The organism is Nostoc sp. UHCC 0870 (genome assembly GCF_022063185.1).
Lineage (GTDB): Bacteria > Cyanobacteriota > Cyanobacteriia > Cyanobacteriales > Nostocaceae > Trichormus.
Window position 1 is genome coordinate 5761162 of sequence record NZ_CP091913.1, and the last position, 26313, is coordinate 5787474.

At 40.2% G+C, this 26313-nt stretch carries 17 protein-coding genes and 1 pseudogene; 11 read left to right on the forward strand and 7 right to left on the reverse strand.

Annotated elements, in window-relative coordinates:
- Positions 1 to 219 precede the first annotated feature (219 nt).
- Positions 220 to 399 (forward strand): replication restart DNA helicase PriA, encoded by a 180-nt coding sequence (locus L6494_RS24450; RefSeq protein WP_237990313.1) that lies wholly within the window; start codon positions 220 to 222, stop codon positions 397 to 399.
- 80 nt (positions 400 to 479) lie between these two features.
- Entirely contained in the window at positions 480 to 956 is a 477-nt protein-coding gene (locus L6494_RS24455) for a hypothetical protein (protein ID WP_237990314.1), read from the forward strand.
- A 33-nt stretch (positions 957 to 989) separates the two neighbouring features.
- Here the strand turns inward: L6494_RS24455 and L6494_RS24460 are convergent, their stop codons facing one another.
- Together L6494_RS24460 and L6494_RS24465 are read right to left on the reverse strand one after the other, a co-directional pair.
- Positions 990 to 6080: an nSTAND1 domain-containing NTPase gene (locus L6494_RS24460; protein ID WP_237990315.1), complete on the reverse strand. Its 5091-nt coding sequence runs from the start codon at positions 6078 to 6080 to the stop codon at positions 990 to 992.
- Positions 6050 to 7387 (reverse strand): P-loop NTPase fold protein, encoded by a 1338-nt coding sequence (locus L6494_RS24465; protein WP_237990316.1) that lies wholly within the window; start codon positions 7385 to 7387, stop codon positions 6050 to 6052. Before L6494_RS24465 ends, L6494_RS24460 begins: the two co-directional genes overlap by 31 nt.
- A gap of 1282 nt (positions 7388 to 8669) precedes the next feature.
- Between L6494_RS24465 and L6494_RS24470 the strand changes: the two genes are divergently transcribed.
- The 5 genes from L6494_RS24470 (at position 8670) to L6494_RS24490 (ending at position 15990) form a co-directional block, all read left to right on the forward strand.
- Positions 8670 to 11669, forward strand: a complete 3000-nt coding sequence (locus tag L6494_RS24470; RefSeq protein ID WP_237990317.1) for a UPF0182 family protein — start codon at positions 8670 to 8672, stop codon at positions 11667 to 11669.
- Positions 11670 to 12272: 603 nt separating this feature from the next.
- A complete protein-coding gene (gene psbA / locus L6494_RS24475; protein WP_237990318.1) occupies positions 12273 to 13355 on the forward strand; it encodes a photosystem II q(b) protein in 1083 nt (360 codons plus the stop codon).
- Positions 13356 to 13930: 575 nt separating this feature from the next.
- A complete protein-coding gene (locus L6494_RS24480) occupies positions 13931 to 14161 on the forward strand; it encodes a type II toxin-antitoxin system HicB family antitoxin (RefSeq protein WP_237990319.1) in 231 nt (76 codons plus the stop codon).
- Positions 14158 to 14379: a type II toxin-antitoxin system HicA family toxin gene (locus L6494_RS24485; protein WP_237990320.1), complete on the forward strand. Its 222-nt coding sequence runs from the start codon at positions 14158 to 14160 to the stop codon at positions 14377 to 14379. The genes L6494_RS24480 and L6494_RS24485 overlap by 4 nt, the downstream gene beginning before the upstream one ends.
- A 219-nt stretch (positions 14380 to 14598) precedes the next feature.
- Positions 14599 to 15990 (forward strand): malic enzyme-like NAD(P)-binding protein, encoded by a 1392-nt coding sequence (locus L6494_RS24490; protein WP_237990321.1) that lies wholly within the window; start codon positions 14599 to 14601, stop codon positions 15988 to 15990.
- 93 nt (positions 15991 to 16083) lie between these two features.
- Here the strand turns inward: L6494_RS24490 and L6494_RS24495 are convergent, their stop codons facing one another.
- On the reverse strand, positions 16084 to 16347 hold the full coding sequence (locus L6494_RS24495) for a hypothetical protein (RefSeq protein WP_237990322.1): 264 nt from the start codon (positions 16345 to 16347) through the stop codon (positions 16084 to 16086).
- 723 nt (positions 16348 to 17070) lie between these two features.
- Here L6494_RS24495 and L6494_RS24500 point away from each other — a divergent pair.
- Positions 17071 to 19347: a PhoD-like phosphatase gene (locus L6494_RS24500; RefSeq protein ID WP_237990323.1), complete on the forward strand. Its 2277-nt coding sequence runs from the start codon at positions 17071 to 17073 to the stop codon at positions 19345 to 19347.
- A gap of 158 nt (positions 19348 to 19505) precedes the next feature.
- Here the strand turns inward: L6494_RS24500 and L6494_RS24505 are convergent, their stop codons facing one another.
- The 3 genes and pseudogenes from L6494_RS24505 to L6494_RS24515 form a co-directional block, all read right to left on the reverse strand.
- Positions 19506 to 20390 carry a ParA family protein gene (locus L6494_RS24505; RefSeq protein ID WP_237990324.1) on the reverse strand — a complete coding sequence of 295 codons (885 nt, stop codon included), beginning with the start codon at positions 20388 to 20390 and terminating at the stop codon, positions 19506 to 19508.
- A 289-nt stretch (positions 20391 to 20679) separates the two neighbouring features.
- Positions 20680 to 20877 (reverse strand): hypothetical protein, encoded by a 198-nt coding sequence (locus tag L6494_RS24510; RefSeq protein WP_190695942.1) that lies wholly within the window; start codon positions 20875 to 20877, stop codon positions 20680 to 20682.
- A 230-nt stretch (positions 20878 to 21107) separates the two neighbouring features.
- A pseudogene (locus tag L6494_RS24515) lies at positions 21108 to 21716 on the reverse strand (FtsK/SpoIIIE domain-containing protein); the annotation flags it as partial.
- A gap of 149 nt (positions 21717 to 21865) precedes the next feature.
- Here L6494_RS24515 and L6494_RS24520 point away from each other — a divergent pair.
- From L6494_RS24520 to L6494_RS24530, 3 genes are all read left to right on the forward strand, one after another.
- Positions 21866 to 23269, forward strand: coding sequence for an AAA family ATPase (locus L6494_RS24520; RefSeq protein ID WP_237990325.1), 1404 nt, complete (start codon positions 21866 to 21868; stop codon positions 23267 to 23269).
- Positions 23270 to 23497: 228 nt separating this feature from the next.
- Positions 23498 to 24022, forward strand: coding sequence for a hypothetical protein (locus L6494_RS24525; protein ID WP_237990326.1), 525 nt, complete (start codon positions 23498 to 23500; stop codon positions 24020 to 24022).
- A gap of 43 nt (positions 24023 to 24065) precedes the next feature.
- Positions 24066 to 24746, forward strand: coding sequence for a hypothetical protein (locus tag L6494_RS24530; RefSeq protein ID WP_237990327.1), 681 nt, complete (start codon positions 24066 to 24068; stop codon positions 24744 to 24746).
- Positions 24747 to 24933: 187 nt separating this feature from the next.
- Here L6494_RS24530 and L6494_RS24535 read toward each other — a convergent pair whose 3' ends face one another.
- Positions 24934 to 26241 (reverse strand): NF041680 family putative transposase, encoded by a 1308-nt coding sequence (locus L6494_RS24535; protein WP_237990328.1) that lies wholly within the window; start codon positions 26239 to 26241, stop codon positions 24934 to 24936.
- Positions 26242 to 26313: the final 72 nt, after the last annotated feature.

Genomic DNA, 26313 nt, shown 5'->3' on the forward strand with positions numbered 1-26313 from the left:
ATCAGTCAAAATCTAAGAAAAGTTGTATAAAATATTAATTCTTATATCTCAAGTAGGATGGTCAAATCACCGGAACGTTAAGATAATAACCAATAATTCTGCCCAATTTTCAAATTTACAACCTTGTTTAAGATAGACAGCTAGACTTTTAGCTGTTTACAGTTTTCTGTGTTAATAAAATTTTTTTAGCATTTACCATCATTACAACCGGGGTCAACAATGCAGATAGTACAAAAAATTTACTGTCCAAACTGTGGTAGTGGGGCTGAACGTCACTATATTTCTGATAGCCAATTAACTAGAACACAATGCCATAGTTGTGACTACTTGATGATATCTTGCACTAAGACAGGTAGAGTAATTGAAGCTTATGCTCCAGGAATTTACGCAAGAAAATAGTTGATGGTGTAGGGGTTAGCGCAGTTGCAAGAATAATGATGAGTATTGAACTCGGCACTATTACCCAGAAAGATTAGACCGTGGGAAAGAAAAATAACTTCCGAAAAACTTGGAAAACATTAACTGAACTAGGTCAAGAATTTGGAGTATCAGCCATAAAATTCGGTAATCTGCTTAAACAGCATGGATTACGGGAAAAAGATGGTGAACCTAGTCAATTAGCAAAAGATGGCGTTTTCTTTGAGAAAATTACGCCTAAAGAAGGTAAGCCGTATTATTTATGGCATAGTCAAAAAACATCTGAATACCTTATTGCTCAAGGTGTAGCGAAGAATGGTGTATCAGCTAAAGATGCTGAAAAAATGACTGAAGCTAGAAAGTTAGCACGTTCTTACATGGAGGCTCAAAAGTTAGATGAGGAAGGTTCTAAACTCGGTTACATGATGCTTTCGGAAATGGTAGATGACATTAAAAAAATTGGTTTAGAGCGATTCAATGAAGCTCTCAAATCAATTGGATACAAAGGTAATGAAGTTACTTTGGAAGGCTGGGAGTAGTATTCTCAACGTTTGTCTTGATTTACTCATTACTCATTTAAGAGGACATAAGGCGCGATCGCTTGCAGTTAATTTAGAGTTAGTCTGTAAATAATCTTGGAGGAAATCACAACCTCTCTCCAGGAGGTGGGCTAATTTTAAATCAGCTAAGTTGCGGAACATTACCCTACCGTTACTGCTACCTCCAGCCAAAATTTCACCATCGGGACTAAAACTGACGCTGGTTATTTTTTCTTTATCGCCTTTTAAGGAAATAAGTAAAGTCCCTTCCCTATTCCACAGCTTAATTTGATCTTCACTACTAGCGGCTAAAATCTGACCATCGGGGCTAAAACTAAGGCTGGTAAAATTATTGCCATCTCCAGTGAGAGTTTTTAACAATTGACCATCCCGTCGCCATAGTTTGACGGTGCTATCAATACTTGCGGAAGCCACAATTTTACTATCAGGCGACCACGTTACGCCGTTAACTTGGCGGTTGTGGTCTTTGAGGGTGTGTAGGAGTTGACCATCCCGACTCCACAGTTTCACAGTTAAATCATCACTGACGGAGGCGAGTAATTTACCATCGGGGCTAAAGCTAACCCAGTTTACTGCATCCTTGTGACCTATAAGTGTATGGAGTAATTTACCGTCTCGACTCCATAACTTCACTGTTTTATCTTTACTCGCTGAAGCTATGACTTGATAATCTGGCGACCAGGCTACACCCCAGACTGTATCAGTATGACCTATAAGTGTATGGAGTAATTTACCGTCTCGACTCCATAATTTTACCATTTTATCTCTACTTACTGAAGCTATAACTTGACCATCTCCAGACCAAGCTACACCCCAAACTATGTCTTTGTGGTCTTTAAGAGTTTGTAAGAGTTTGCCGTCATGAGTAAAGATTTTTACAGTATGATCTCGACTAGCAGCTGCTACGGTCTGGCTTTTAGGCCTAAAGCTAATGCTAGTTACCCCAAAATTATCATTATCAGTTTCGGGGTTACGCTGCAATATATCGTCCCACCGCCAAAGTTTGACTGTTTTATCCCGACTGGTAGAAACTAAGGTGTGACCGTCAGGACTGAAACTCACACTATTTACCCAATTGTTATGTCCTCTCAACGTCCCCAATAACAAACCATCTAAAGTCCAAAGTTTTATAGTTTCGTCGGTACTTGCGGACGCAATGGTCTGACCATCAGGGTTAAAACTGATACTGGTGACTCCCCCAGTATGACCTGTGATGTTTTTCAGGAGTCGCCCTTGGAGATTCCAAAGTTTGATGTTCTGGTCTAAACCCGCACTAGCAATAATTTGACCATTGGGCGACCAAGCGACACTTAAAATTACATCCTCGTGACCATTCCAGCTTTTGAGGATTTGTCCGTCACGTTTCCACAGCTTGATAGTTTTGTCAGCACTGACTGAAACTAGGGTTTGACTATCAGGCGACCATGCTACACCCTGGACTACATCCCGGTGTCCTGTAAGAGTTTGGAGTAATTCACCTTCCCGACTCCAGAGTTTGATTGTCTTGTCGGTACTAGCGGAGGCGATCGCCTGTCCATCCGGGCTAAAATTGATACTATTGACCCCTGCTGTATGTCCTGGGAGGGTTTTCAGCAGTTGACCTTGAGTATTCCACAGTTGAATTGTATTGTCTTGACTAGCAGAGGCGACTATTTGACTATCAGGACTGAAGCTAACATGATTAACTACTTGAGTATGCTGCAATGTCGTCGGAACTAGACTACCATCAGCACGCCAAAGTTTGACGGTGTTGTCAGCACTAGCTGAGGCAATTAAAGACCCATCAGGACTAAATGTAGCACTGTTAACACCAGAAGTATGTCCTTCTAAACGGTTATATTCCTTCACTCCCACAACTGCTTGATAGAGTGCTGTTTGTACCTTTTCTCTGGTGTAAGGGTCTACCCAAACAGCCCGTTGTAGTTTTCGCCCCGCTTTTATCCCTTCTTTTAAAGCATCAATACCCTTCTGGGATGCAAATAACGCCTCGCTGGAAACACTGAGGGTTTTGATTTCACTATCTACGGCCGTGATAATCGAAATACTTAACCCTAATATGGCAAATACAGAAGCCCCCAAAGCAATTGTCAGTGAACGATTTAATTTTGCTTCACTGAGTCTTTGCTGTTTTTGACTTTCTGCAAGTTGGGCGGTTAATTCTTTTTCTTTAAGTTCGGCGCGGAGTTGTTCTATTTCTAGTAGGCTAAGTTCTTCACGCTTACGTAAATCTCGTAATTCTGTGACTAAATCTAATCCTTGCTGGGGTTGAAAATCTGTAAGTTTGGCTTGCTGCTTTTTTTGTCGGAGTTCGCGTTTAAGTCGTTCAATTTCTGTTTGGCTTTGTTCGACTTTGTAACGCAGTTGGTTGAGTTGTGCTTGAAAGCTTGATTCTTGTTGTTGCAAGTAACGAATTAAATCTACTAAGTAATCATGTATTAGTTGATAACGTTCTGGAATATCGGGGAATAACACTACTAAACCAGAACTAACTAAAATATTTAAAACTAACTCTAATTTGCCAACATCTTCTAATTCTGCTAGTTCTGCTCCTAATTCGGCACGAGTTTTAAATGGTCTGTTGTTACTTTCATCTGTTAATAAATATAAAACTAATAAAGCTGCCCGTTCATTTTCTTCCCCACAATCTTTAATCAGGGCTTTAATATATCTTTCTATCAGTTTATTGGGGCGATATGGCTGATATTGGGCTAGAGTTGTGATTCCCTCATCTTGCAATTGTGCGCCAACTAGTTGCAATTCAATGGGGCGAATTTCTCCCATTTCTGTAGATAAGTCTTCAACTAAAGCATCAATTAATTCAGGTTCTAAATTAGAGTGGGAACGAGCGGTTAATTTTTCAATAATCGCTTTGGCGTATTCTGGAGAAAAATTATTTAATTGATAGCGGATATGTTTATCCAGAATATTATTATTAATTGCTTCTAGATGAGAAAGATGTTTAAATTCTAATAATTGATGTAAATAATCTTCTCTTAAGGAAAGAATGACCTTGACAAAAGATACATTTAAACAGTCGCTGATAAATTGATCAAATTGTTGTTTTTGTTGGCGGTCGGTGCAGCCAAAGAAAAATTCTTCAAATTGATCAAAAATTAAAACTGTGATGAGATGATTATCAGCATTTTGATATAATTTTTCTAAGATATAGCCAATAGTTATAGGCTTTTCCGTCACAGGTGCAATGGCTGCATCTCCTTGGAGGTGAGAAATTGCCACATTCAAAGATTTACCCAATTCTCGTACCCAATCGGTGTAAACTTGCAGGACTACAGGCACAGCAATTTGATCACCAATGGCGCGATTTTGTAAGGCTGGAACTAACCCGGCTGTGACAGTGGAACTCTTACCCACCCCAGAGGGGCCATGAATGACGATCAATTTCTGGTCAGCCCGGCTAATTCTGCCAATTAAGTTATTAATATCCCGTTCCCGACCGGAAGCTGCAATTTCTAAAGCGACGCTGCTACTTCCTGAAGGAGACATTAAAGCGGGGTTCGTAGCTTGTCTTTGGGGTTGCAAACGACCTGCACCAATGAAAGCCCGAAAGCCGTATTGTTGTTCTACAGAACGGCGTTTTTGGCGGATGCAATAGGCTTCTACATAACGACCGGCTTCAAAATAGAGCGATCGCAATTGCCGCAGCATTCTAATATAACGATGGGCATCATATTGATGGGTGCTATTTTCTAACGCTAGGGGTAATGCTTGGGCGGCTTTATCTAAATACGCTTGCGCCACTACTTTTTCACCCAATTTTTGCTGGGCTTTGGCTAAGACTAGGTAATAAATCTGCGTTAATAGCAGAGGAAACAGACAATCATGGGATTGAGTATCATTTTGTTGTGCTTCGTCTAACTTGAGTAGGGAAACATGGGCTAAAATACTCGCCTGTAACCAGCGTGATGATTGAACGGCGACTTGTGCTAAAAAACCATAGTCACAAGCTAGCTGAATTTGACTCCCATAATTTTGATGTAACTCTAGAGCATTTTCGGCTACTGTTTGTAATTCTTCCCACTCTTGCAGATGTTCCAATACTTCCGTCAGTTGACCGATAAATTCCGCCGCGATATCTGGTCTTTGCGCCACTTCTAAAATCCGCAAGCTTTTTTGTAAGCAAGATTTGGCTGCTTCCCAATGGGGACGGTTATCTAACTGGTTCTGTTCGGCTAAACGACAATGACACAACCCAATATAAAATAGCAACACTCCCTGTCTCAGTAAGGGGGGAGATGGGGGAGGTGGGGGAGAGGGGGAAGAAAATACACCCTCATCAGCTTTATTCCCTGTATCTTCACTAGCTACAAGTTGTTGCCAAACCAACAAGCTTTGGCGAAAATGATTTAAGGCGTAGTAAATGCGATCGCTGACATAATCATCCAGACCAAAAACAAACCTTAAACTGGCGTGTAATTCTGGCTCTAGAGTAATCCCGCGCTCATGTAGTTCATTGATAGCCCAGTGGAGTTCATCGCTATGTTCCCAAACTTGTTCTAGGGTGGAATAATTTTCTGTAACTTGTGCTGGTCGGCGTTGTCTTTGCTCGTTGGTTAATACCTTGGCGAATAAACAGCCTGTTTCTTGTTGCAAAAATTGCTGCAACTCTGGGGTAGTCATTTCAAACCGAATTGGGGTCGCCGCCCAACTCGCAAAATCAGGAGCTAAACGCACTACTTTCTGTAAAACCTGCTCATTCACCCAAAAAACCATAGGAAAGTCATGGCGTTTGGGTAATTCATCGCGGATATGATTAATTGACCTGAGTAAATCGTCAATTTCATCTACAGTATCTAAACCTAAAACCATCAATGCTGATGGCGGTTGACTGTCAGCCACAAGCTGAAAATGTAGGGCTGTGTAAAGACTTCTGGTGTTGTGGGGTAAAACAACTTTTTGGATGCGGGCTACCCCAGCCGCTAATTTATCTAGTGATTCCAAAACGCGCTCTTGTAACACTCGATAATTGCAGCAGACTACAACCACGGAAAAATGACCGCAAGAAAGGGTGATTGCTCGCCATAAACTCTGTAAAGCTCGGTCATTAGCTGCTTTTATATCTGCTGGTAATTGTCTTTCAACCATGACTTAAATTTTTGTGTCTCGGCTAAAACTGGGTTGACAGCAAACCAAGCCCCTTGGTGGTCGCGGTATTCAAATACAAATAAACTACGCAATAAGGTATGGTATTCTATATCACCTCTAACCCGTTGTTGCTGCACCACTTGAAAGATTAACTCCCACTCGTGGCTATCAATAGGGTTAACGCGGTAATCCCGTTGTCTTTGAATCACCAACTCAACACATTCCCTTTCAAAGGGTGGGTCTTGTTCTCGCAGACAGTCAAACAGCAATCCTAACAAGTCGCGCACATGACCACCACTGATCAGGCACAATCGATCTAGTGTTTCTAAGTTATCAAACACTTCTGTAATTAAGCTTAAGCGATCGCTCGGCTCAATGTCAGGAAAGGCTCTAGCTAAGACCATTTGGCGGATCAAGTTTAGCCCTTGGTTAAAAATCTCCCCAGAACGCAGCCGCACCGGAATCATCGGTAAAACCTTCGGTGCTACCCCACCGCCTAAACGGTGTTGCAGTTCCGCGCTATCGTTAGAAAAAGTTAAAGCCAGGGGAATGGTGTAAACTACATGACAATTCAGTTTACGTAACTGTTCACCCCGTTCAATAAATAAATATTCTGGCAGCGATCGCCCCGATGGTAAAGGGCGAATTGCTACCCTGTCTAAGTTATCGACAATTACCACTAAGCCTTTTTTCCCTTTGGCTTTGAGTTCTTTGTCAGCCCGTTCTAATAGTTCTTGATTAATAGATTGCAAAATATTTTGGGTGCGCGGTTCGAGGTAGTCACGCAAGCGGCGGCGCAGTTGGGGGCTTTCTTTGGTTTTGGCGGTAATTTTGGCAATCCCTACAGATAACTCCGCTTCTACTCCCAAGTCGATAGGGGTTTGCAAAAAATCTACCACCTCACTAAATAACTTAGTGAAATAGTTGGGTTTGATGCGAATTTTCATTGCTTCGAGACTTTCGCTCACCTGACCTGCGATCGCTAGTAAAATATCAGTCACATCCACATCCGCCATTTCTAAGACGTGGGTAGACTCAAAATAAACGACATGAAATTGCTGTTCTTCTAACTCAGCCTTGAGACGCAATAACTCTGTAGATTTCCCACAACCCAAATGTCCTGTAAATAGTTGACAGGTAGGTGCATTGGGTGAGATGCGGCTAATCGTGCGCTGCAAAGCCTCAATGATTTTTCCACCCCGCACTGATGCAAAATCAATATAGTACCTGCGATCGTTTTTATTGCCGATCATCAGTGGTCTACTGGGATTGCAAGCCTGATAAAATTTTTCTAAGTCTAGGGGCATAGGTATAGATGTTACAGGGGACAGGTTACAGGGGACAGGTTACAAGAGACAGGTTACAGGGGACAGGGGACTGGGGTCTGGGGACAGATAAGTATTTAGTAATTAGTAATTAGCAATTAGTGCTAATTACTCAGCACGCTGCTCACGCCACCTACGCTAAGAGGACTTTTATAGAGACGTAATTAATACTATCTCTACTGAGTTCTCTAGCCTTTAGTCGTTAATATAAAACCTAATCATTAGATATGTAACTTTTTGGCAATTTATGCTTTAATTTAGGAAATATTACCCAAATTACTCAATAATCTAGCAGCATTAAGGATATTTTGCCTCTCTTGTTGTATTTTTGTATACAAAAAATATCAAACCTGAATTTACATAAGTACAAATATGATTAAACTTACAGACTCGCAAAAATGTCGAATCTGATCCAATATCTTGTTATAAATATTAAGAATATTTCACCAATCAAAATGTACCTGACAACACCTTTTAATTGTGTTTTGTATATATCAAAAAACACAATTAAAATATTAAATATAATCACTAAAGCGAGAAACGCTATAGCGTTACCTAATCAAAAGAGATATATGATAGCCCCTTCCTCGCTAGCGAGGAGGGGGTTGGGGGCGGGGTTCTTGTACTTCACTCCACAGAAAAACGCTATATTTATATTTTGCAATCACGTCTTCGCAAGCAATCTTCCGTTTGATCTCGTCCGTCTGCTATTAGCCATGAACTCATATGTGATTGATTATTTGCATTGTGATCAACCACAACAGTTGTAATAAACAACTGATTTGTGAAACTAGGTGTTTCACTATGAATGATAAGATTGACATCGGCATTATACAAATAAATAGGTAATGCCATCATGCCAATATAAATCTGCCTATTCATACCAACCTCAGTAAGAAATTTCCGATTGCGTTACTTTGTAGATGCCACCTGTTCAAAATTCAAAATTCAAAAATAACCCGGAATTTAAACACTAAGCATTGCGTATTTGTATTTATATTGTGTCGATTTACTCAATGCTACTGCTCGCAGAGACGCAATTGATCAATTACCTGTTCCGGGTTTGTTGAGAGTCGGCATTAACTACAATGTAGATACCATTCACCAACAACAGTAAAAGTAGTTTCACAGGATTGATACCAAAAAGCAAATGTTGAGACTGTCTTGGATGAACTTTTTCGTTTCGAGTTAAAAATCCACAGTCAATTAATTCCCATTCCCATTTTCTCATACTCAGTTGGGTTTAAAGAAAATTACCAAAATTATGTTTAAGAACTGGTTTTTTAGAATATTAATAATATTCCTGGGTCTGTGCCTGTTCGTGATTATCAGTGCGCGATTGGGAGCAGAAATTTTTTGGTTTCAGGAAGTCGGTTATCTGGGAGTATTTTTAGTTAGGCTGGTGACTCGTGGTGGTTTATGGGTGTTCATCACTGGGATAACTGCTGCTTACCTCTTGGGGAATCTGACTTTGGCGCAACGGCTGAAGCATCCCCAGTCTGTGAAAATTGAGGAAGTTCAGCTAGAGGCGGTGAGTCTGAGTAGCGAATTAAAAAAACTGGTGAGTCCTCAGTATCCTCAACGTCGTCAACCTCGTAAATATGATGAGCCAACTTTAAAACCATTCAAATTACGCTGGCTACTACCTGTAGCTATAATATTGAGCTTGTTGGTGGGGTTCATGCTGGCTCATTATAGTCAAATCGCTATTGGGTACTTGTCTGCTACTAACAAAACTCAACTCATTGTTCCCTTTAGACTCGAAACACTTTGGCAGTTAGGCGTACAGAGTTTTAGCCAAGTTTTATATTTAGGTTTGGCGATTGGTGCTGCGATCGCTATTTTAATTTATTCTCAGTTTTTATTGCCGGCGATCGCTGTAATTCTCAGTGTCTTATTGGGCATCATTATGTACCATAACTGGGCTAAGGTGCTGCAATATTTCCACCCTACATCTTTTAATAGCACTGAACCTTTATTTGGTCTGGATATCAGCTTTTATGTCTTTTCTCTCCCCTTTTGGGAACTGCTAGAAATCTGGCTGATGGGGATGTTTTTGTATGGTTTTGTGGCTGTTACTCTTACCTATCTTTTATCAGGTGACAGCCTCAGCCAAGGTATATTCCCCGGTTTTTCATCTCAGCAACAGCGTCATTTATATGGGATGGGTAGTTTATTGATGCTGTTGGTAGCTTTCAGTTATTGGCTGAGTCGCTATGAACTAGTTTATTCTCCCCGTGGGGTGAGTTATGGGGCTAGCTACACCGATGTTCATGTCCAGTTGCCAGTTTACAACGGTTTGTGTGGGTTGGCGTTGGCGATCGCAACTTACTTACTTTGGCGAACTATCTTTTGGCGACCTGCATCTCGGTATCGTCAATTTGTCTTTTATGGATTAGGTCTATATTTATTTTCTGTGGTAGTAGCAGGTCATCTTATACCAACGGTGGTGCAGTATTTGATTGTTCAACCCAACGAACTACAACGGGAGCAAACATATATTCAGCGCACAATTGCCCTAACTAGGCAAGCATTTAATTTAGAAACAATGGATGTCAGAACTTTCAACCCCCAAGCAACTTTAACGGAAACTGACATTGAAGACAATGACTTGACAATTCGCAATATTCGCCTGTGGGATCAGCGTCCACTCTTAGAAACTAACCGACAACTGCAACAGATTCGCCCCTACTATCGCTTTAACGATGCAGACATTGACCGCTACACCCTCAAGCTAGAAGCTGAAGCACAACCGCCAGTTGCTCCCCAGCCACCATTACCTGAGTTAAATCTAACTACACCTACAGAACGGCGACAGGTGCTAATTTCCGCACGGGAATTAGACTACAGTGCTGTACCACAGCAGGCTCAGACATGGGTGAACCAACATTTAATTTATACTCACGGCTACGGCTTTACTATCAGTCCAGTTAATACAGTCGCTCCTGGTGGGTTGCCAGAATATTTTGTTAAAGATATTGCTGGCAATGAAGACGGCGCACTCACTACTTCTAGTGAAGCCATCCGGGACAGTATACCCATTGGGCAACCCCGCATTTATTACGGTGAAATTACTAATACCTATGTAATGACGGGGACAAGAGTTAGAGAGTTAGATTATCCCAGTGGTAGTGATAATATTTACAATAACTATCAGGGTTTAGGTGGTGTCAGTATTGGTGCAGCCTGGAAACGCCTGTTATTTTCCCTGTATTTAAGAGATTGGCAGATGTTATTTACACGGGACTTTTTACCTGATACTAAGGTATTATTCCGGCGGAACATCAAGCAAAGAATTCAAGCGATCGCACCATTTCTAAAATTTGACAGTGACCCTTATTTAGTTGCGGCTGACGCTTTGGCAGAATTACCAGGGCCAAATAACCATCTATTTTGGATAGTGGATGCTTATACTACTAGCGATCGCTATCCCTACTCAGACCCTAATAACAACGGTATCAATTACATTCGTAATTCCATTAAAGTTGTAGTTGATTCTTACAACGGCACTGTCAAATTTTATATTGCCGATCCTACAGATCCTATCATTGCTACTTGGTCAGCAATATTTCCTAATGTGTTTAAACCTCTGACGGAAATGCCAGTCAGCCTTCGCAGTCATATCCGCTATCCAGTAGACTTCTTCTCAATTCAATCTGAGCGGTTGATGACCTACCACATGACGGATACTCAAGTATTTTACAACCGGGAAGACCTGTGGCGAATCCCCAACGAAATCTATGGCAGTGAACAACGACAAGTAGAGCCTTATTATTTGATTACCAGCTTACCGACAGTCCCCTTTGAAGAATTTATCCTGCTTTTACCCTACACTCCCAAACAGAGAAATAATCTCATTGCTTGGTTAGGAGCGCGATCGGACGGGAATAATTACGGTAAGTTGTTGTTGTATAACTTTCCTAAAGAACGTTTAGTTTACGGGCCAGAACAAATCGAAGCCCGAATTAATCAAGACCCAGTAATTTCACAACAAATTTCTCTATGGAATCGTCAAGGTTCTAGGGCAATTCAAGGGAATTTATTGATCGTTCCCATTGAACAATCTCTGCTGTATGTTGAGCCAATTTACCTAGAAGCCACCCAAAATAGTTTACCGACCTTGGTACGGGTAATCGTCGCCTACGAAAACCGGATTGTCATGGCGCAAACCTTAGAACAAGCATTGCAGGGAATTTTCCAACCAGACGTAACACCAGCACCAGCCATTATTCGTCCTGTGGAAGAACCTACACCAGCAAATTAGGATATTAGACCTCTTGCATAAATGCTGAATCTGTCATGTTGAGCGAAGCGAAACATCTCAAAGATTAGACATTTCATTCAGAATGACACATCTCATTTTCGGACTTTTGACTTCCGCCCTGCGGTACTAGTCCCATGTTTTTATTGCAATTTATTTAAAAAAAGTAATTTAAATTTATGGGAAAACATAAAAAATTAATGTACAACCGAAATTATAGAGCCGGGAAAATAGCCCCGTAATTATTACCATCTCCCAGGGGAAATGAGTTAACGATATTTTGAGTATTTGTAGTGTGAGGCGAGAGAAAAAAATCCCGGTGATAGGGGAGAAGGTATTGGACGAAAGTCTTTGAAAACAGCTTAAGTAGAACGACTTGAAAAAAACAAACCATGTTAAGTAATGCACAAAGACTAGGATTGAGTTCGTAGTAAGGACTTTAGTCCTTTTTTGTTCCCTGCGGGACGCTGCGCGAACGCGGAGCGTCTTGCGGAGAGAACTAAAGTTCTCACTACAAACCTTTAATTACTGACCCTGTTCTACTTCAGTTCTCAATTTTTAGGAATTGAGAAAGCTTGTTGTTCGCACTTTATCAATACCATAGCCATGACCTCAATTTTAGGAAAAAGCGAAAGAGGTAGCTTTTGGGATCGTTTCTGTCAATGGATTACTAGCACCGAAAATCGGCTTTATATCGGCTGGTTCGGGGTTTTGATGATTCCCACACTGTTAACAGCTACCACCTGTTTTATCATTGCCTTTATTGCTGCACCACCCGTTGACATTGACGGGATTCGAGAACCTGTTACTGGTTCTTTGTTGTACGGCAATAACATCATTACTGGTGCTGTTGTACCCACATCCAACGCCATTGGATTGCATTTCTACCCACTTTGGGAAGCTGCGTCAATGGATGAATGGCTCTACAACGGCGGCCCTTATCAACTGATTATTTTGCATTTTCTCATTGGTATTTTTTGCTGGCTTGGTCGGCAATGGGAGTTGAGCTATCGTCTGGGGATGCGTCCTTGGATTTGTGTGGCTTACTCTGCACCTGTAGCGGCTGCGACCTCTGTTTTCTTAATTTATCCCATTGGTCAAGGTAGCTTTTCTGATGGGATGCCTTTGGGAATTAGCGGCACTTTTAACTTCATGTTTGTCTTTCAAGCCGAGCATAACATTCTCATGCACCCATTCCATATGTTAGGTGTGGCGGGGGTGTTCGGTGGGGCATTGTTCTCTGCTATGCACGGTTCTTTGGTGTCTTCTTCGTTGGTGAGGGAGACGACAGAAGTTGAGTCGGTCAACTATGGCTACAAGTTTGGTCAAGAACAAGAAACCTATAGCATTGTGGCTGCTCATGGTTATTTTGGGCGGTTAATTTGGCAATATGCCAGTTTTAATAATTCCCGTTCTTTGCACTTTTTCTTGGCTGCTTGGCCTGTAGTGGGAATTTGGTTTACGGCTTTGGGTATCAGTACGATGGCGTTTAACCTGAATGGGTTTAACTTTAATCACTCGATACTTGATTCTCATGGTCGTGTGATTAATACATGGGCTGATGTGCTGAACCGTGCCAACTTGGGTATAGAGGTGATGCACGAGCGGAATGCTCACAATTTCCCGCTAGATTTGGCTAGCGGTGAGGCTGTACCTGTGGCTTTGCACGCTCCTGTTATTCATGGTTAATTTGGCAGTTTTAGCTACAAAAAGCACTCTTAAATTATAAGGGTGCTTTTTGTTTGTAACTGGAATCAATTCCAAATCGTTTGACACTCTCCGGTCTAAAGACACGGAGATTCTTGGTTCTACGAGTCCACTTAGATTAGACCCCTTGCGGTATCTAACCCAGAGGTGGTTCTCTCCTCAAGCGTTGACTTTCGGTATGCCCTACCGTAGTTGGATTGCTCCAAGAATTTGTTTGTTAGGGGCATATTGCTATATCCCCGTAAAATTCTGTGTCGTCTAGTTCCCATGAAGATTTTACCTATTCCTGGGCAAGAAACTAGAACTATGGAATAGAACCCATATCTTCAGTTGTCAAGGTACAGATTGCTGTTAAGCAGTGTAGGGTTTTTAATGTGGTTGATTACCCCTCCACGTTCTCAATTTTACCATATCGCATCACGGCAGGGTAAACCCTGCCAGAGTGGTTTTCATCCCCGGTCTAAAGCACGAAAATTGCAACTACGTTGCTCTCTCTCCGGGGTTTTCAACCTACACCTTATAATTTATAGTGAGATAATCAAGCAGCTATTTGAAATATGACCGCAACAAAAAAGCAAGAAAAACCTAAACGCAAAGTATTGTTATATTTTGGGGAAGATGGTTATTTTGTTGTCGAAGTACCAAGTTTACCTGGTTGTATTAGTCAGGGGAAAACTCGTGAGGAGGCTCTAAGTAATATAGGAGAAGCGATCGTTCTCTATATTGAAGTGCTACAAGAGCGAGGCGAGGCCGTTCCAGAAGATACGGTTGAGGTTGTATTGGTATGAGTAAATTACCAGTGATCTCAGGTGCAGAGTGTGTCAAAGCACTGGAAAAAATCGGCTTTGTAATCAATCGGCAAAAAGGAAGTCATATAATTTTGGTTTGTGAAGAGCCGAGAATAACAGTCTCTGTACCAGATCACAAAGAACTTGACAGGGGTACTTTACGTGCAATTATTCGGCAGATAAGCTTGAGCGTAGATGAATTCATTGAATTATTGTGATCTAGCTCAAAAGATATGTACCGCAAAAAAAGCGATCGCTACACAATAGAATTTTAAACGTACTGAGTCTATTAGCCGTCACGTTTTTCCGCATGGTAGTTGTGAAGATGAGCTTGCAACTCCGGTCAATAACCGTCATTAAGATGTGAGATTTATCCTAGAAATAGAATTTACTGAGCAATTCAATATACAATCTAAAACTTAAAATCTCCAATCACAATGACAAACCTAACTCCTAATTCTAGTTTTAGTGTGACGCTGCGGTTACAAATTCCTAATCGGGTGGGAATGTTGGCAGCGATCGCTCAGGCTATTGCCGAAAGTGGCGGTAATATCGGTACAATCGATTTAATTGAACAAACTCGCGATGTTTCTATTCGTGACCTGAATGTTGATGCTGCTAGCACTGAACACGCGGAAATTATTGTGCAAGCAGTTAAAGCTATTCCTGATATTAAGCTGTTAAGTGTTTACGATCGCACTTTTAATTTACATCGGGGCGGCAAAATTAGCATTACTAGCCGTATCCCCCTCAAGAGCGTCTCTGATTTGGCTATGGCTTACACTCCAGGGGTAGGAAGGGTGTGTACTGCGATCGCTCAAGACCCGGCAGAGGTTTATAATTTAACTATCAAACAAAATACCGTCGCTATTGTCACTGATGGTAGTGCGGTTCTGGGTTTGGGTAATCTTGGCCCCCATGCAGCTTTACCAGTGATGGAAGGTAAGGCGATGCTATTCAAAGAATTTGCCGGGCTGGATGCGTTTCCGATTTGCTTGAATACTCAAAATACAGAAGAGATTATCCAGGCGGTAAAACATATTGCTCCTGTGTTTGGGGGTGTTAATTTAGAAGATATTGCTGCTCCCCGTTGCTTTGAAATTGAACAGCGATTAAGGCAGGAATTAGACATACCTGTGTTTCATGATGACCAACATGGTACAGCAATTGTCACCTTAGCAGCATTATTTAACGCTTTGAAATTGGTACAAAAATCTATTGCAGACATCCGCATTGTAATTAATGGTGCTGGTGCGGCTGGAGTAGCGATCGCCAAGCTACTCAAGAAAGCGGGAGCAGAAAAAATCTGGATGTGCGATTCTAAGGGGATTATCTCCAGCAGTCGCACTGACTTAAACGAAGAAAAACAAGAATTTGCTGTTAAAGCCCAAGGTACGCTAGCAGGCGCAGTCCAAGGTGCAGATGTATTTATAGGTGTCAGCGCACCGGGAGTATTAACACCGGAAATGGTGAAATCTATGGGTAAAGATGCCATTATCTTTGCTATGGCTAACCCCATCCCAGAAATTCAGCCGGAATTAGTTAGTAAAGATGTGGCTGTCATCGCTACCGGTCGTAGTGACTACCCCAATCAAATTAACAACGTTTTAGCCTTCCCTGGAGTGTTCCGGGGTGCTTTGGATTGTCGGGCGCAGACAATTACTACCACAATGTATTTACAAGCAGCTCATGCGATCGCGGCTTTAGTTAGTCCTTCAGAGTTAAATCGGGAACATATTATTCCTTCCGTATTTGATGGGCGTGTTGTGACTGCTGTAGCGGCGGCTGTACAACAGGCGGCGCGTGAAGAAGGAATTGCGCGGAGTTAATCAACTTTATGATGGGATGGGCTAATTTCTCCATCCCTAATCTTTGGAGTTCTAAAATAGTTTCGGGGTTGGCGATCGCAGACTGGTATTAACTTATGTTGAGTGAGTATCTTGCTCAAAAACAAAGATAAAATCATTGATGGTTTTTTTGTACTGAAAACCATAATCTAACAAAGCTTCCTTTAAAGTTTGCACCTCAGATTCTGTAAGTATATTTTTTTTAGGTGCTATCTCAATCGCTTCATTATTTACTGTAAAACTGAAAGAATCTTTAAATTGGTTATAATCCCAGTTTAATTTTCTAGCTGCATTTAACTCGATGGCAGCTATTGTATGATCAAATTTGCTCGTAACCATAACTTTGTCTCTTGTATTAGATTACCAAAATTTTAACAATCACAAGAGATGACAACCTAAACTCCAATAATTAATGAAGAGCTAAAAAGTAAAACCACATATTTGATCATTTGCCAAAATCAGCCTCTTGGTGAATGTCTAAAAAAGGGTAATGAGCTAGTGCTTTCTATTTAATCAATAGATAATTATCCGATGTTTACCAGCTTTAACCTAAATCATCACCAATTAGGGCAATAGCCACGCTCATACTAGAAGAATTGAGCGATAAAACCATACAATGGTATGCTATTTTATTAAAGCTAGGATACATTAACTTAATTGTTATATTAATAATTTGTGCAACCAGTGGCGTAACTGCAAGTTGCTCACTTAATCAGTCAATGGGAATAATTTGATTTCACCATAATTATGTTATGTGTGACTTATTATTTCGTTACACAGGGTTGGGCAAATAAACAAAAGGGGTTATCCAACATTGTGGAACGATGACCGGAAGAGGCAGGGGGGAAGGGAGCAGGGAGCAGGGGGAGCAAGCCCTTTCCCCATGCGTGGAGCGGAGCGGAACATGGGTACAAGCCCCGTCCTTCTAGGACGCTTATACGGGGCGGAGTCCAAGCTCTGTCCCGGTCTTCCCCCTTGCCCCCTGCCCCCTGCCCCTTTTCCTCTTTTTGACCTCTCTTGTTCAATTAACTTGTTACCGAATATTAATTTGCACTTGGGGTAATGAATAACCAAACTGGAAGCTTTTTTGACTACCTGCCAATGATTTTGGTTGGTCCAATACTAAAACATACTGAACCGGAATCGGTGACAGTATTGGTGGCATTAAAGCAGTCTTGCCAGGTAGAAATCAAAGTTTATAACACAACAAATAATGGTGAAAGGTTAGAAAATTGTTTATTAGTGGGGCAACGTTCTACAGTTGCTTTAGGCAAACATTTACACGTTGTGGCGATTACAGCTGAATCTGCAAATGGGGAGAGTTTAACGAATGATCGCATCTATGCCTATGACCTCCAGTTTACCCTAGCCGACCAAACCTTACTCACCCTAGAGCAAGCCTTATCTTCTAACCGCTTTCCTGACGTGAGCATTAGTTACTTTGCACATCAAAAACCGACTTTTATTCTCCCACCCAATCGCCTAGAAGATTTGCACATTGTCCATGCTTCCTGTCGCAAACCTCACGGTCATGGATTTGATGCTTTACCAATTTTAGATGGCTTAATTGCAACTGCCAAGGAAACCCGACACCGCCCCCATCAGCTATTCTTAACAGGTGATCAAATTTACGGTGATGATGTAGCCGCCCCGTTTTTATGGTGTGCTAGTCGGTTAGGGGATGCTTTACTAGGTTGGGAAGAACAACTACCCATCGGTCAAATTTATCGTACACCCAAGGAACTACCTCCCGGCGATCGCGCTCAAGTGGCTACAGAAGATGCTGGCTTTACGGCTGGATTACACAATAAACCAGAGAAAGTATCTAGTCACCTTTTTAGCTTGGGGGAATATTACGCTGCTTATATACTTTCTTGGTCGCCAGTGTGCTGGCCGGATGCGTTTCCTGATGCACACAGAGTCACCAACAAGCGTCATGCTATCAAGTATTGGAACAAATCAGTCAAATATTTACGCCAATATATTCAAACACTGCCACAAGTGCGCCGCGCTTTGGCTAATATTCCCACATACACCATTTTTGATGACCATGATGTTAGTGATGACTGGAACTTAAATCAAGCTTGGTGTTTACGGGTGCTGGGAAATCCCCTAGGACGGCGAGTTGTGCAGAATGCTTTATTAGCCTACGCAGTGTTTCAAGCTTGGGGTAATACACCTGGACAATTTGTAGCTAATAGTTCCGGTGAAAAGTTGCTAGTTGCGGCTAATGGGTGGTCAAATTCCCAAGGAAAAGATCAAGATGCTGAGAAGGCGATCGCGCGATATGTTGGCATACCAACTACCGATCCTCGCACTGACTTACCTAATTTGGTTTTAGAAGATGGGGTGTTTATTTTAGAACGAGATCCCCAAGTATTGACTTGGCACTACACCATCACAAGCCCTTGCCATGAAATCATCATACTAGATACACGCACTTGGCGGGGCTATCCAGCCGACCAAAAACCCATTGCCCCACCCATGTTATTATGTCCATGGGCAATGAATCAACAACTACTGCAACCTCTACAACAAACAGCAGACAATCATCATCTCACCACATTTGTTATTGCTCCTACCAATGTATTTGGTTTGCAAGTAATTGATTGGATTCATCATTGGCAATTACAACGCGAACAAGTTTTTTCTACAGATGTGGGAGATGCTTGGAATATTAATTTTCCCGCCTTAGCAAAACTGTTAAATATTTTATGTGAGCAACGTCAAAAACTTGTGATTTTGTCTGGAGATATTCACTACAGTTGCACTGCTCGCTTATCTTATGCAAAAACGCACAATGCACAGAAACAATCTGTATTATTACAGTTAACTTCTAGTGCTTTAAAAAATGAAGAAACAATAACTAGATTAATTCATACACGTTTAAAAGAGTGGCTATTACCAGAAAAAATCAGACGGTGGTTAGGCTGGAATCAACCGCCTAATATAGTGCAGGTTTCTACAAAAAAATCAGCCCGATATGAAAGAAAGAATAATCCTGATTGGTATTGTGTATTGGAGTGGATACCGCGACAAAGCACTCAAAATTTCCACTCTCAAAGAGAAATGTCTTTTTTAATAAATGCTCACAAAAAAGCCCAAAATTCTTACTTGCGATGGTTACAACCTTTCATGTTTTGGCAATATCGATGGTTTCAGGATGGCAAAGAAGTTGTGGGATTGAATAATATTTCTTTAGTTCATTTTGAGTTAGCAGAGACGGAGAGTGATTACACAGTTATTCAGGATGTTTTTTGGTGTGATTCTAAATCTCTAACTCAAATTGTCTACAGTCGTTTTGCAATTAATTTACAACCCAATCAGAAATTGTTATGAGTGCTGATACCGTTTCTTAATGAAGATAGGTGTAGAGACGTTGTATGCAACGTCTCTACATCATTTATTTGGTGCAACTGTAAGAGGTCTAGTGTACACCGTAGCGTGAACAAGGAGGGGATTAATCCCAACTACAGACATTTACGCCGACCGAATGATCACAACTTCTGCAACAACTCTTGAGTTAACTGCAAAAATGCTTTAGAACCGGCTGATTGAGGTGCATTTAAAACAGCCGGCATAAAACTATCAACAGCTTTAGCCACATTAATATCTACGGGAATTTGTGCTTTACAAATTTGTTCTACACCAAAATCTTCTACAACTCTGTGCATTACCTGTTTGTAATATCTACCCGTTAGTAAATTAGTGTTACACATACTAAAGACAATTCCCAGCATTTTAATATTTATTTTCGTCTCATGTTCATGACTATCTTTTAACTGTCCAATGCGTCTTTCTAATAGTTGAATACCGACTACAGATAAAGGTTCTGGTTTAGCTGGGAGGAGATAAAAATCACTCGCCGCTAAAGCACTACGCGTCAATAAATTGTAGCCAGGGGCGCAATCTAAAAGAATAAAATCATACTCATCACGTACTGGTTTTAAGATGTTATTAATCAAGACTCTCTCAAACCGATTCCAAACCGTTTCAAAATCTTGTTCACCTAAAGCTACCGTTTGTCTATGCAGCATTTCTGATACGACAAACTCATCATATAAGTCTATATCTCCTGGTAATAAATGTAGTTCTGGTAGATTACAGACTTGAGTTTGAATGATATCCTTGATAGTTAACTTAGCGTTGGGATCTGGATTGATAACTTCATCGATGAGATATCTAAATGTGAGTCTTTGTTTGCGACGCTTGGCAAAATCTAAAGGCGACATCAGGCTGAGTGTGGCACTGATTTGGGTATCTAAATCCAGCACCAGCACCTTTTTACCATAATTTTTTGCTAAACAAGTAGCTAAATTCACCGTGAGTGTAGTTTTCCCTACACCACCTTTCATATTTGCAGTAGCAATTACATATCCCATTTGTTAATTCCTCTGATGACGCGTTCCCAGTTAATGGAAATTTCCGGTAAATTTAATCTCTACAGGAAAATTAAAAGAGTTGTGTCAGCAATATTGCCTCGATAAAGTATATAGTAATTCGTGAGAGCCGAGAACCCCGGCTTCTCAAAGAAACCGGGGTTCTGAAGTACCACAATTTTTACGAATTAAATAGATTGCTGTAGTTGTTACACCTAAAACTTATTTTTCTGATAACTGTATCTTTATGATTGATGATTCAATTCTACTTAGGAGTGAATCAATATCAACTCTATATGTAATAGTTTAATATTGAATTAATACACAACATTCCTGTTAATTCGGCTGAATGCTGATTATAAAATATCTCAGTATTTTGCAGTACGCCTTTACCGTGAATTATCTCATAGTGATAATATCCATATTGGTCAAGATAAACAACTAATGTAAGTTGATTAACAGCTAGCATCGAAAGTAGTTTTGTACTCATTGTTGTACATCCTGGGTGTAGTGTAGGAGGTGTATATATATTTATTGTTCAGTTTTTTATTAGCCCTACAGGATGAACTTAGATAAGTTTTAGAGAAATTTTTTAGTAATCTGCTTGGATGGCTGAATTTATTGGCGTAGATGGGGTGTAGGAGATACAAAATCAGTATTTGTAAGTAGGGTGTTTAACAATATCATCAATTATTAATAATGATATCGGTGAAAATGCGCCTACTGAGTTTTTTCTGATGGGATCTGAATTTGTTTAGCAAATAGGCTTTGTAAACGATGCAATTGGGGGCCAATTTGGTAGAGTAAGTCACCTTTACCTAATAGATAAGAGGCGGATGTTTCTGTACCTCCCAAGACAATTTTTGAGTCGGCTTCGCTAGCAGTTCTTAACGCAACTCTTCCGGGTAAATTTGAACGGATAATTGGGGTGACAATACCGGCTTCTGGACGTTGGGTAGCAATTATGAGATGAATTCCCGCCGCTCTTGCCATTGCTCCTAAACGTTTTATACTGAGTTCTAGGGCTTTGCGAATTTCTTTTTCTGCCATAAAGTCGGCATATTCATCAAAGATGCAAACGATGCGAGGTAAAGGTTGATGAGAACGCTGATTGTAGGTGCTTAAATCAGCACAGCTAGCTTTTTCAAACTGCTGGTAACGGGATTCCATTTCTAATACTAATTTTTCCATGAGTTCGGTAGCGCGATCGCTATCTTTAAGGACTGGCGAATATAACCAAGCCATGCGTTCAAACTCTGGAAAGGTGACGCGTTTGGGATCTACTAGGGCAATTTTGAGATTTTGCGGGGTATGACGATATAGTAGGCTGGGATAAATAAATACATTTATCTTTATTTTCAGCAAAATTACTAAACATAATTTTATTTCTATACTTATTATGCAGTAATTGTTATGGATTAACTAATTTGCTGTGTGTCATAATGAATACCAATACATATTCATTGGGGTAAAAAAATTTGTTTTTTAATCCTGAGTTGTGCCGTAATGAAAGCGAAGTAGAAAGCAAGCTCATCGTGCAGTATTTACTACCACAGCTAGGTTATACTCCAGACACCTGGCATCAGGAAGTTGCTGTTGGTAGCATCCGTTTAGATTTTCTAGCATTTGCGGCACAAGTCCTTCCCTTTGTGTTAGATGCTAATTCACCATTAAGTGTGGTCATGGAGGCAAAGCATCCCAAACAAAACTTAAAGAATCATGTTACCAGACTCAGGCACTATCTAAGGAGTTTGAATGTAGGATATGGTTTATTAACCAATGGCAAGGAAATCAGGATTTATGAAAAACTTGAAAATGATGTTAAGTTAGTTCTTCAGTGTTCTGGTAAAGAAGTTGAGACGAAGTTAGAAGAAATTAAAAATTTAATTGGTAGAGAAAGCTTAAAACAGAAAGATAGCCAAGATAATTCAAATATTAATTTAAAGTCAAATCAGCCAATACAAATTCAAATAATTTCTCATAAAATCCAGGAAAAATCTTCTATGAAAACAATAGCAATTTATCATCATAAGGGTGGAGTAGGTAAAACTACAGTCGCTATTAACTTAGCAGCAGCACTAAGCAAAAAAGGTAAAAAAGTTCTTTTAATTGATATAGATGCTCAAGCCAACACAACTTTTGCTACAGGATTAATAAAATTCCAGTTTGAGGAAGAAGATGATTTAAAAGATCGCAATATTTATCATTTACTAGAGTATGGAAAAAGTAACTTTATCCCTGAGCTAGTTCGTAAGTCCCACTTTTTTAATAATCCAGAGATTGACGTAATTCCATCACATATAAGCTTAATTGAGAATCAGTCCAATCTAGTTGGTTTTGCTGCTAGTCGATTTAGGCTAGCTAGAAAATTAGAAAAAGTTAAAAATGATTATGATATTGTAATTATTGATACTCCACCATCTTTAGATGTTTATGCTGAAGCTGCCCTAACTGCTGCTGATTACTTAATTATTCCTTCAGATTTAAAGCCATTTTCAAATCAAGGCTTGATAAGTGTTAAACACTTTATCCAGGAAAAGATTGCTGAAAATAAAGAAGGTGAAGGTCAAGCACCTCTTAAGATTATGGGTGTGCTTCCTTCAAAAATTTCTACTAACGCTCAATACCTGAAATATAACTTTACTAAACATAAGAATATAATTACTGAGCGTTATGAACTGCCACTTATGGATAGTACCATATCTGAAAGAACAGCTTTATCAACTTGTATTAACAAAACTATCCCTTTAGGTAATATGGAAATTCCTGATCCTAAATCGGTTCTAGATTTTGCAGAGCGTGACTCTTCAGCCAATCAATCAGCTGCTGAGTTTGAATTTTTAGCTATGGAAGTTTTGAAAAAAATAGAGCCAAAACAATGACTAAGTTCTTGATGGTAGATATTGACAGTGTTACCTCTAGTTTTCCGCGTTCACAATTTACTGAAACAGATTTAGATGTACTTGCTGAAGTCATACTAAACGCTGGAGGACTTATAAAACCATTATTACTAAAAAAAAATTGGTTTTGAAAAATATGAGGTTATTGATGGGCATTTTGAATACTATGCGGCTGTTCGAGCTTGTGAAAAAAACCCTATTGCAGGAGAAATGGTTAATGCCTTAATTATTACATCTGAAAAAGAACAAGAAGCATTAAAGCAAGCTAATGTTCTAAAAAAAACAAAATCTACTAATGAACAATCAGAAAGTGTAATTGAACCAATAGATTCAATTACATTGAATACAGAAAATAATAAATTTCGTTTATTAGAAAAACAACTTGATAATTTAAAGTCTGAATTGGTACAGGAAAGACAGGAAAGGCAGAAGTTATATGAAACTATCAAGTTATTTGAGAATCAGATGCCGAAACATATTGCACCATTAGAAGCATTTAATAATTTAAGTTTAATAGAACTAATTTTTAGATTACGAACGGCTGGAATTACTGATAAAAAAGCTGTTCAGGTTGTTGAAAGTATTGAGAAAGAACGTAAAAAGAAAAAGTTTGAATCTTTAAAAGATGTAGTAGAACGAGTAACAGTTGCAAGTGGTAAAAAACGTATGAAAGGTATCAGTGGTGATAAAATGGTGGATATTGTTGATACTTGGTCACGCGTTTTGTTTACTTAAGCTTTATTTCGATCTGGGTTGCAATGATCAATATGGGGCTAATATGGATGAGCTAGAATCTAAAATCATTGAAATATTGAAACGTGGTACTCCGTTAAGAGCCGTAAATATTGCTCAAATGCTTGGAATTGAAAGACGAGAGGTCAACCATTACTTGTACTCTTCTTTGAAACATTTAGTTCTTCAGGATAGTGAGTTTAGATGGTCCTTGAAATCAGATCAAGCCGTTATTAACCAGCGTATTTCAAATCGACCACCAACTGCTCAGAGTAAACCATCAACCCCCATATATCAAGATACATCATATAGATTTACTAAAAAAGAAATTCAACAAGATTTTCATATTAAACCACCTGTTTCTCAACCACCAAAATCACAACCTGTCAGGCAAGCTAATCCTTATGAAGTGGTTAAACAGCAACTTTCCCAAGTATCTACTGAGGAAAAAATAAAAATTCTAGAAGGAGCTTTCAGACAAGATAAATTTACAGAACTAGAAGATGAGCAGATATATGCTCTGCAATCAATTCTAGAAGAGGCTAAACATGAGGTAAATATAGCGAATAATGCTTATCAACAAGGACAATTAAGCTTTTGGAAAGCTAATCGTTTAGCGATCGCAGCTATATCTATTGCTTTATCTCTTGGTACAATATTTGTCGTCGCTCAACTGCGCTCAAACTCAACTTACCAACCTACTCCAACTCTTCCACAAAGTAGATAGGTTTAATCAAAAATTTGCCAAAAAATTGTAGGTTGAGTTGAGGCTTTGGGTAGGTGCAGCCTTATCGTAGATTAACCCAACATGAGTCTCGGAAGCTCAATACTGGAGTTTAGACTAAGCAATGGAAAATGACCCAGCAGGGCTGAGTTAATCAGAGACTTAGCAAAAGTATGAAGAATCTTGGGTATTAAACAGCAACAGATGGTTCTTTAGGTGGTCGTGCTACTGTTTTTTTAACAATGGGACATCGGTTTTTACGGTGACGCTTCTTTCCTTGTTGCCAACCGGGAGACTTTCCGCGAGGTTTGGGTGCAGAGGTGGGAGTACCAATGGCCGCAAAAACTCCACCTATAGCTTGAGCAACTCTTCCAGGGGTCAATTTATCTAGAGACTTCTGCCAAGGTAAAGGATTGTCAGTAACGATATCGCGGGCTAACCACAATTCCCAAGTCATCAGAGGCATGAGGTCACTCCACCGTTCACTTTGCTTAGGAGTACCAAAGTTTGGTACAGTCCAATGTAGACGCTGCTTCAAAAAGCGATACCAGTGGTCAATGGTAAAGCGACGCAAGTAAAGACACCAAACTTCTTCTAAGGGTGGCATTTCTTCTCCTACCCAAGCCAACCACAAAGGTTTGGACACTCTCATGTTACCTTGCGCGTCCAGACGTTCAACTCTGATGATTAACATTGGACGTGTAGCAGCCTGACGGAAGTGTAAATCTTTCCACAAGCTCACACGCACACGTCCTAATTTTGGGTCATTTATTTCTAATACAGATGTTGCTTCATTCCATGTTGTGGGCTCATTCAGTTTAAATTTATCACCATGCTTTTTAGGTCGCCCCTTTCCCGAATAAACTTTTGGTTCACCCCATAAACACAGATTTGAACGCAACCGAACGAGAATATCTGCTGGAATATTCGCAGTTTTTAAGATAAAAGGCGCACAACCATATTCACTATCCCAAACTGAAATCGGTCTGGTAGGCAAATATTTACACACCTGTTTGAGTTGCCAAATTGCTTTCCCAATAGGACTTTCGGCACTTGTGATCCGTTCATGTCTTAATGGTAATGCCCAACTTCCCTCATTTTCAGGTATCCAGGCAATTGTGCTATACCCCTGTCCTACGGTTATTGGTTTATTTCCTGCTATGGATGTGCCACTATGCTCATAAGTTCGCTCTTGCAACCTGACGGCATCTGGGCGTGACCAGTTTGTGTGATCTCCTGCTAACAATGGTCGTCCCTCTGCGGGGATTTGTTTGATATATAGCTGCATCAATTTCTGTCGCTGTGGTCTGCTATCTTGTAGTGCCTCATAGACACTTGGCCACTTGCGTCTAAATACTGGTGATAAAGACAACTCTGCTAGGCAATAAATATTTTTGGTCAGCAATATCGCGTCTGTCAATTCAAAGGTAGCATCTTTTGCTCTACCTAGATATTCGTAGGCTGCTTGACGGAATTGTTCTAATCTGGCACGTTTCATATTGGCGAATGAGAGTTAGTCGTATATCTCTCAGGTTCTGCCAAAAGGCAGGGTGGATTAATTGTCGAGAGA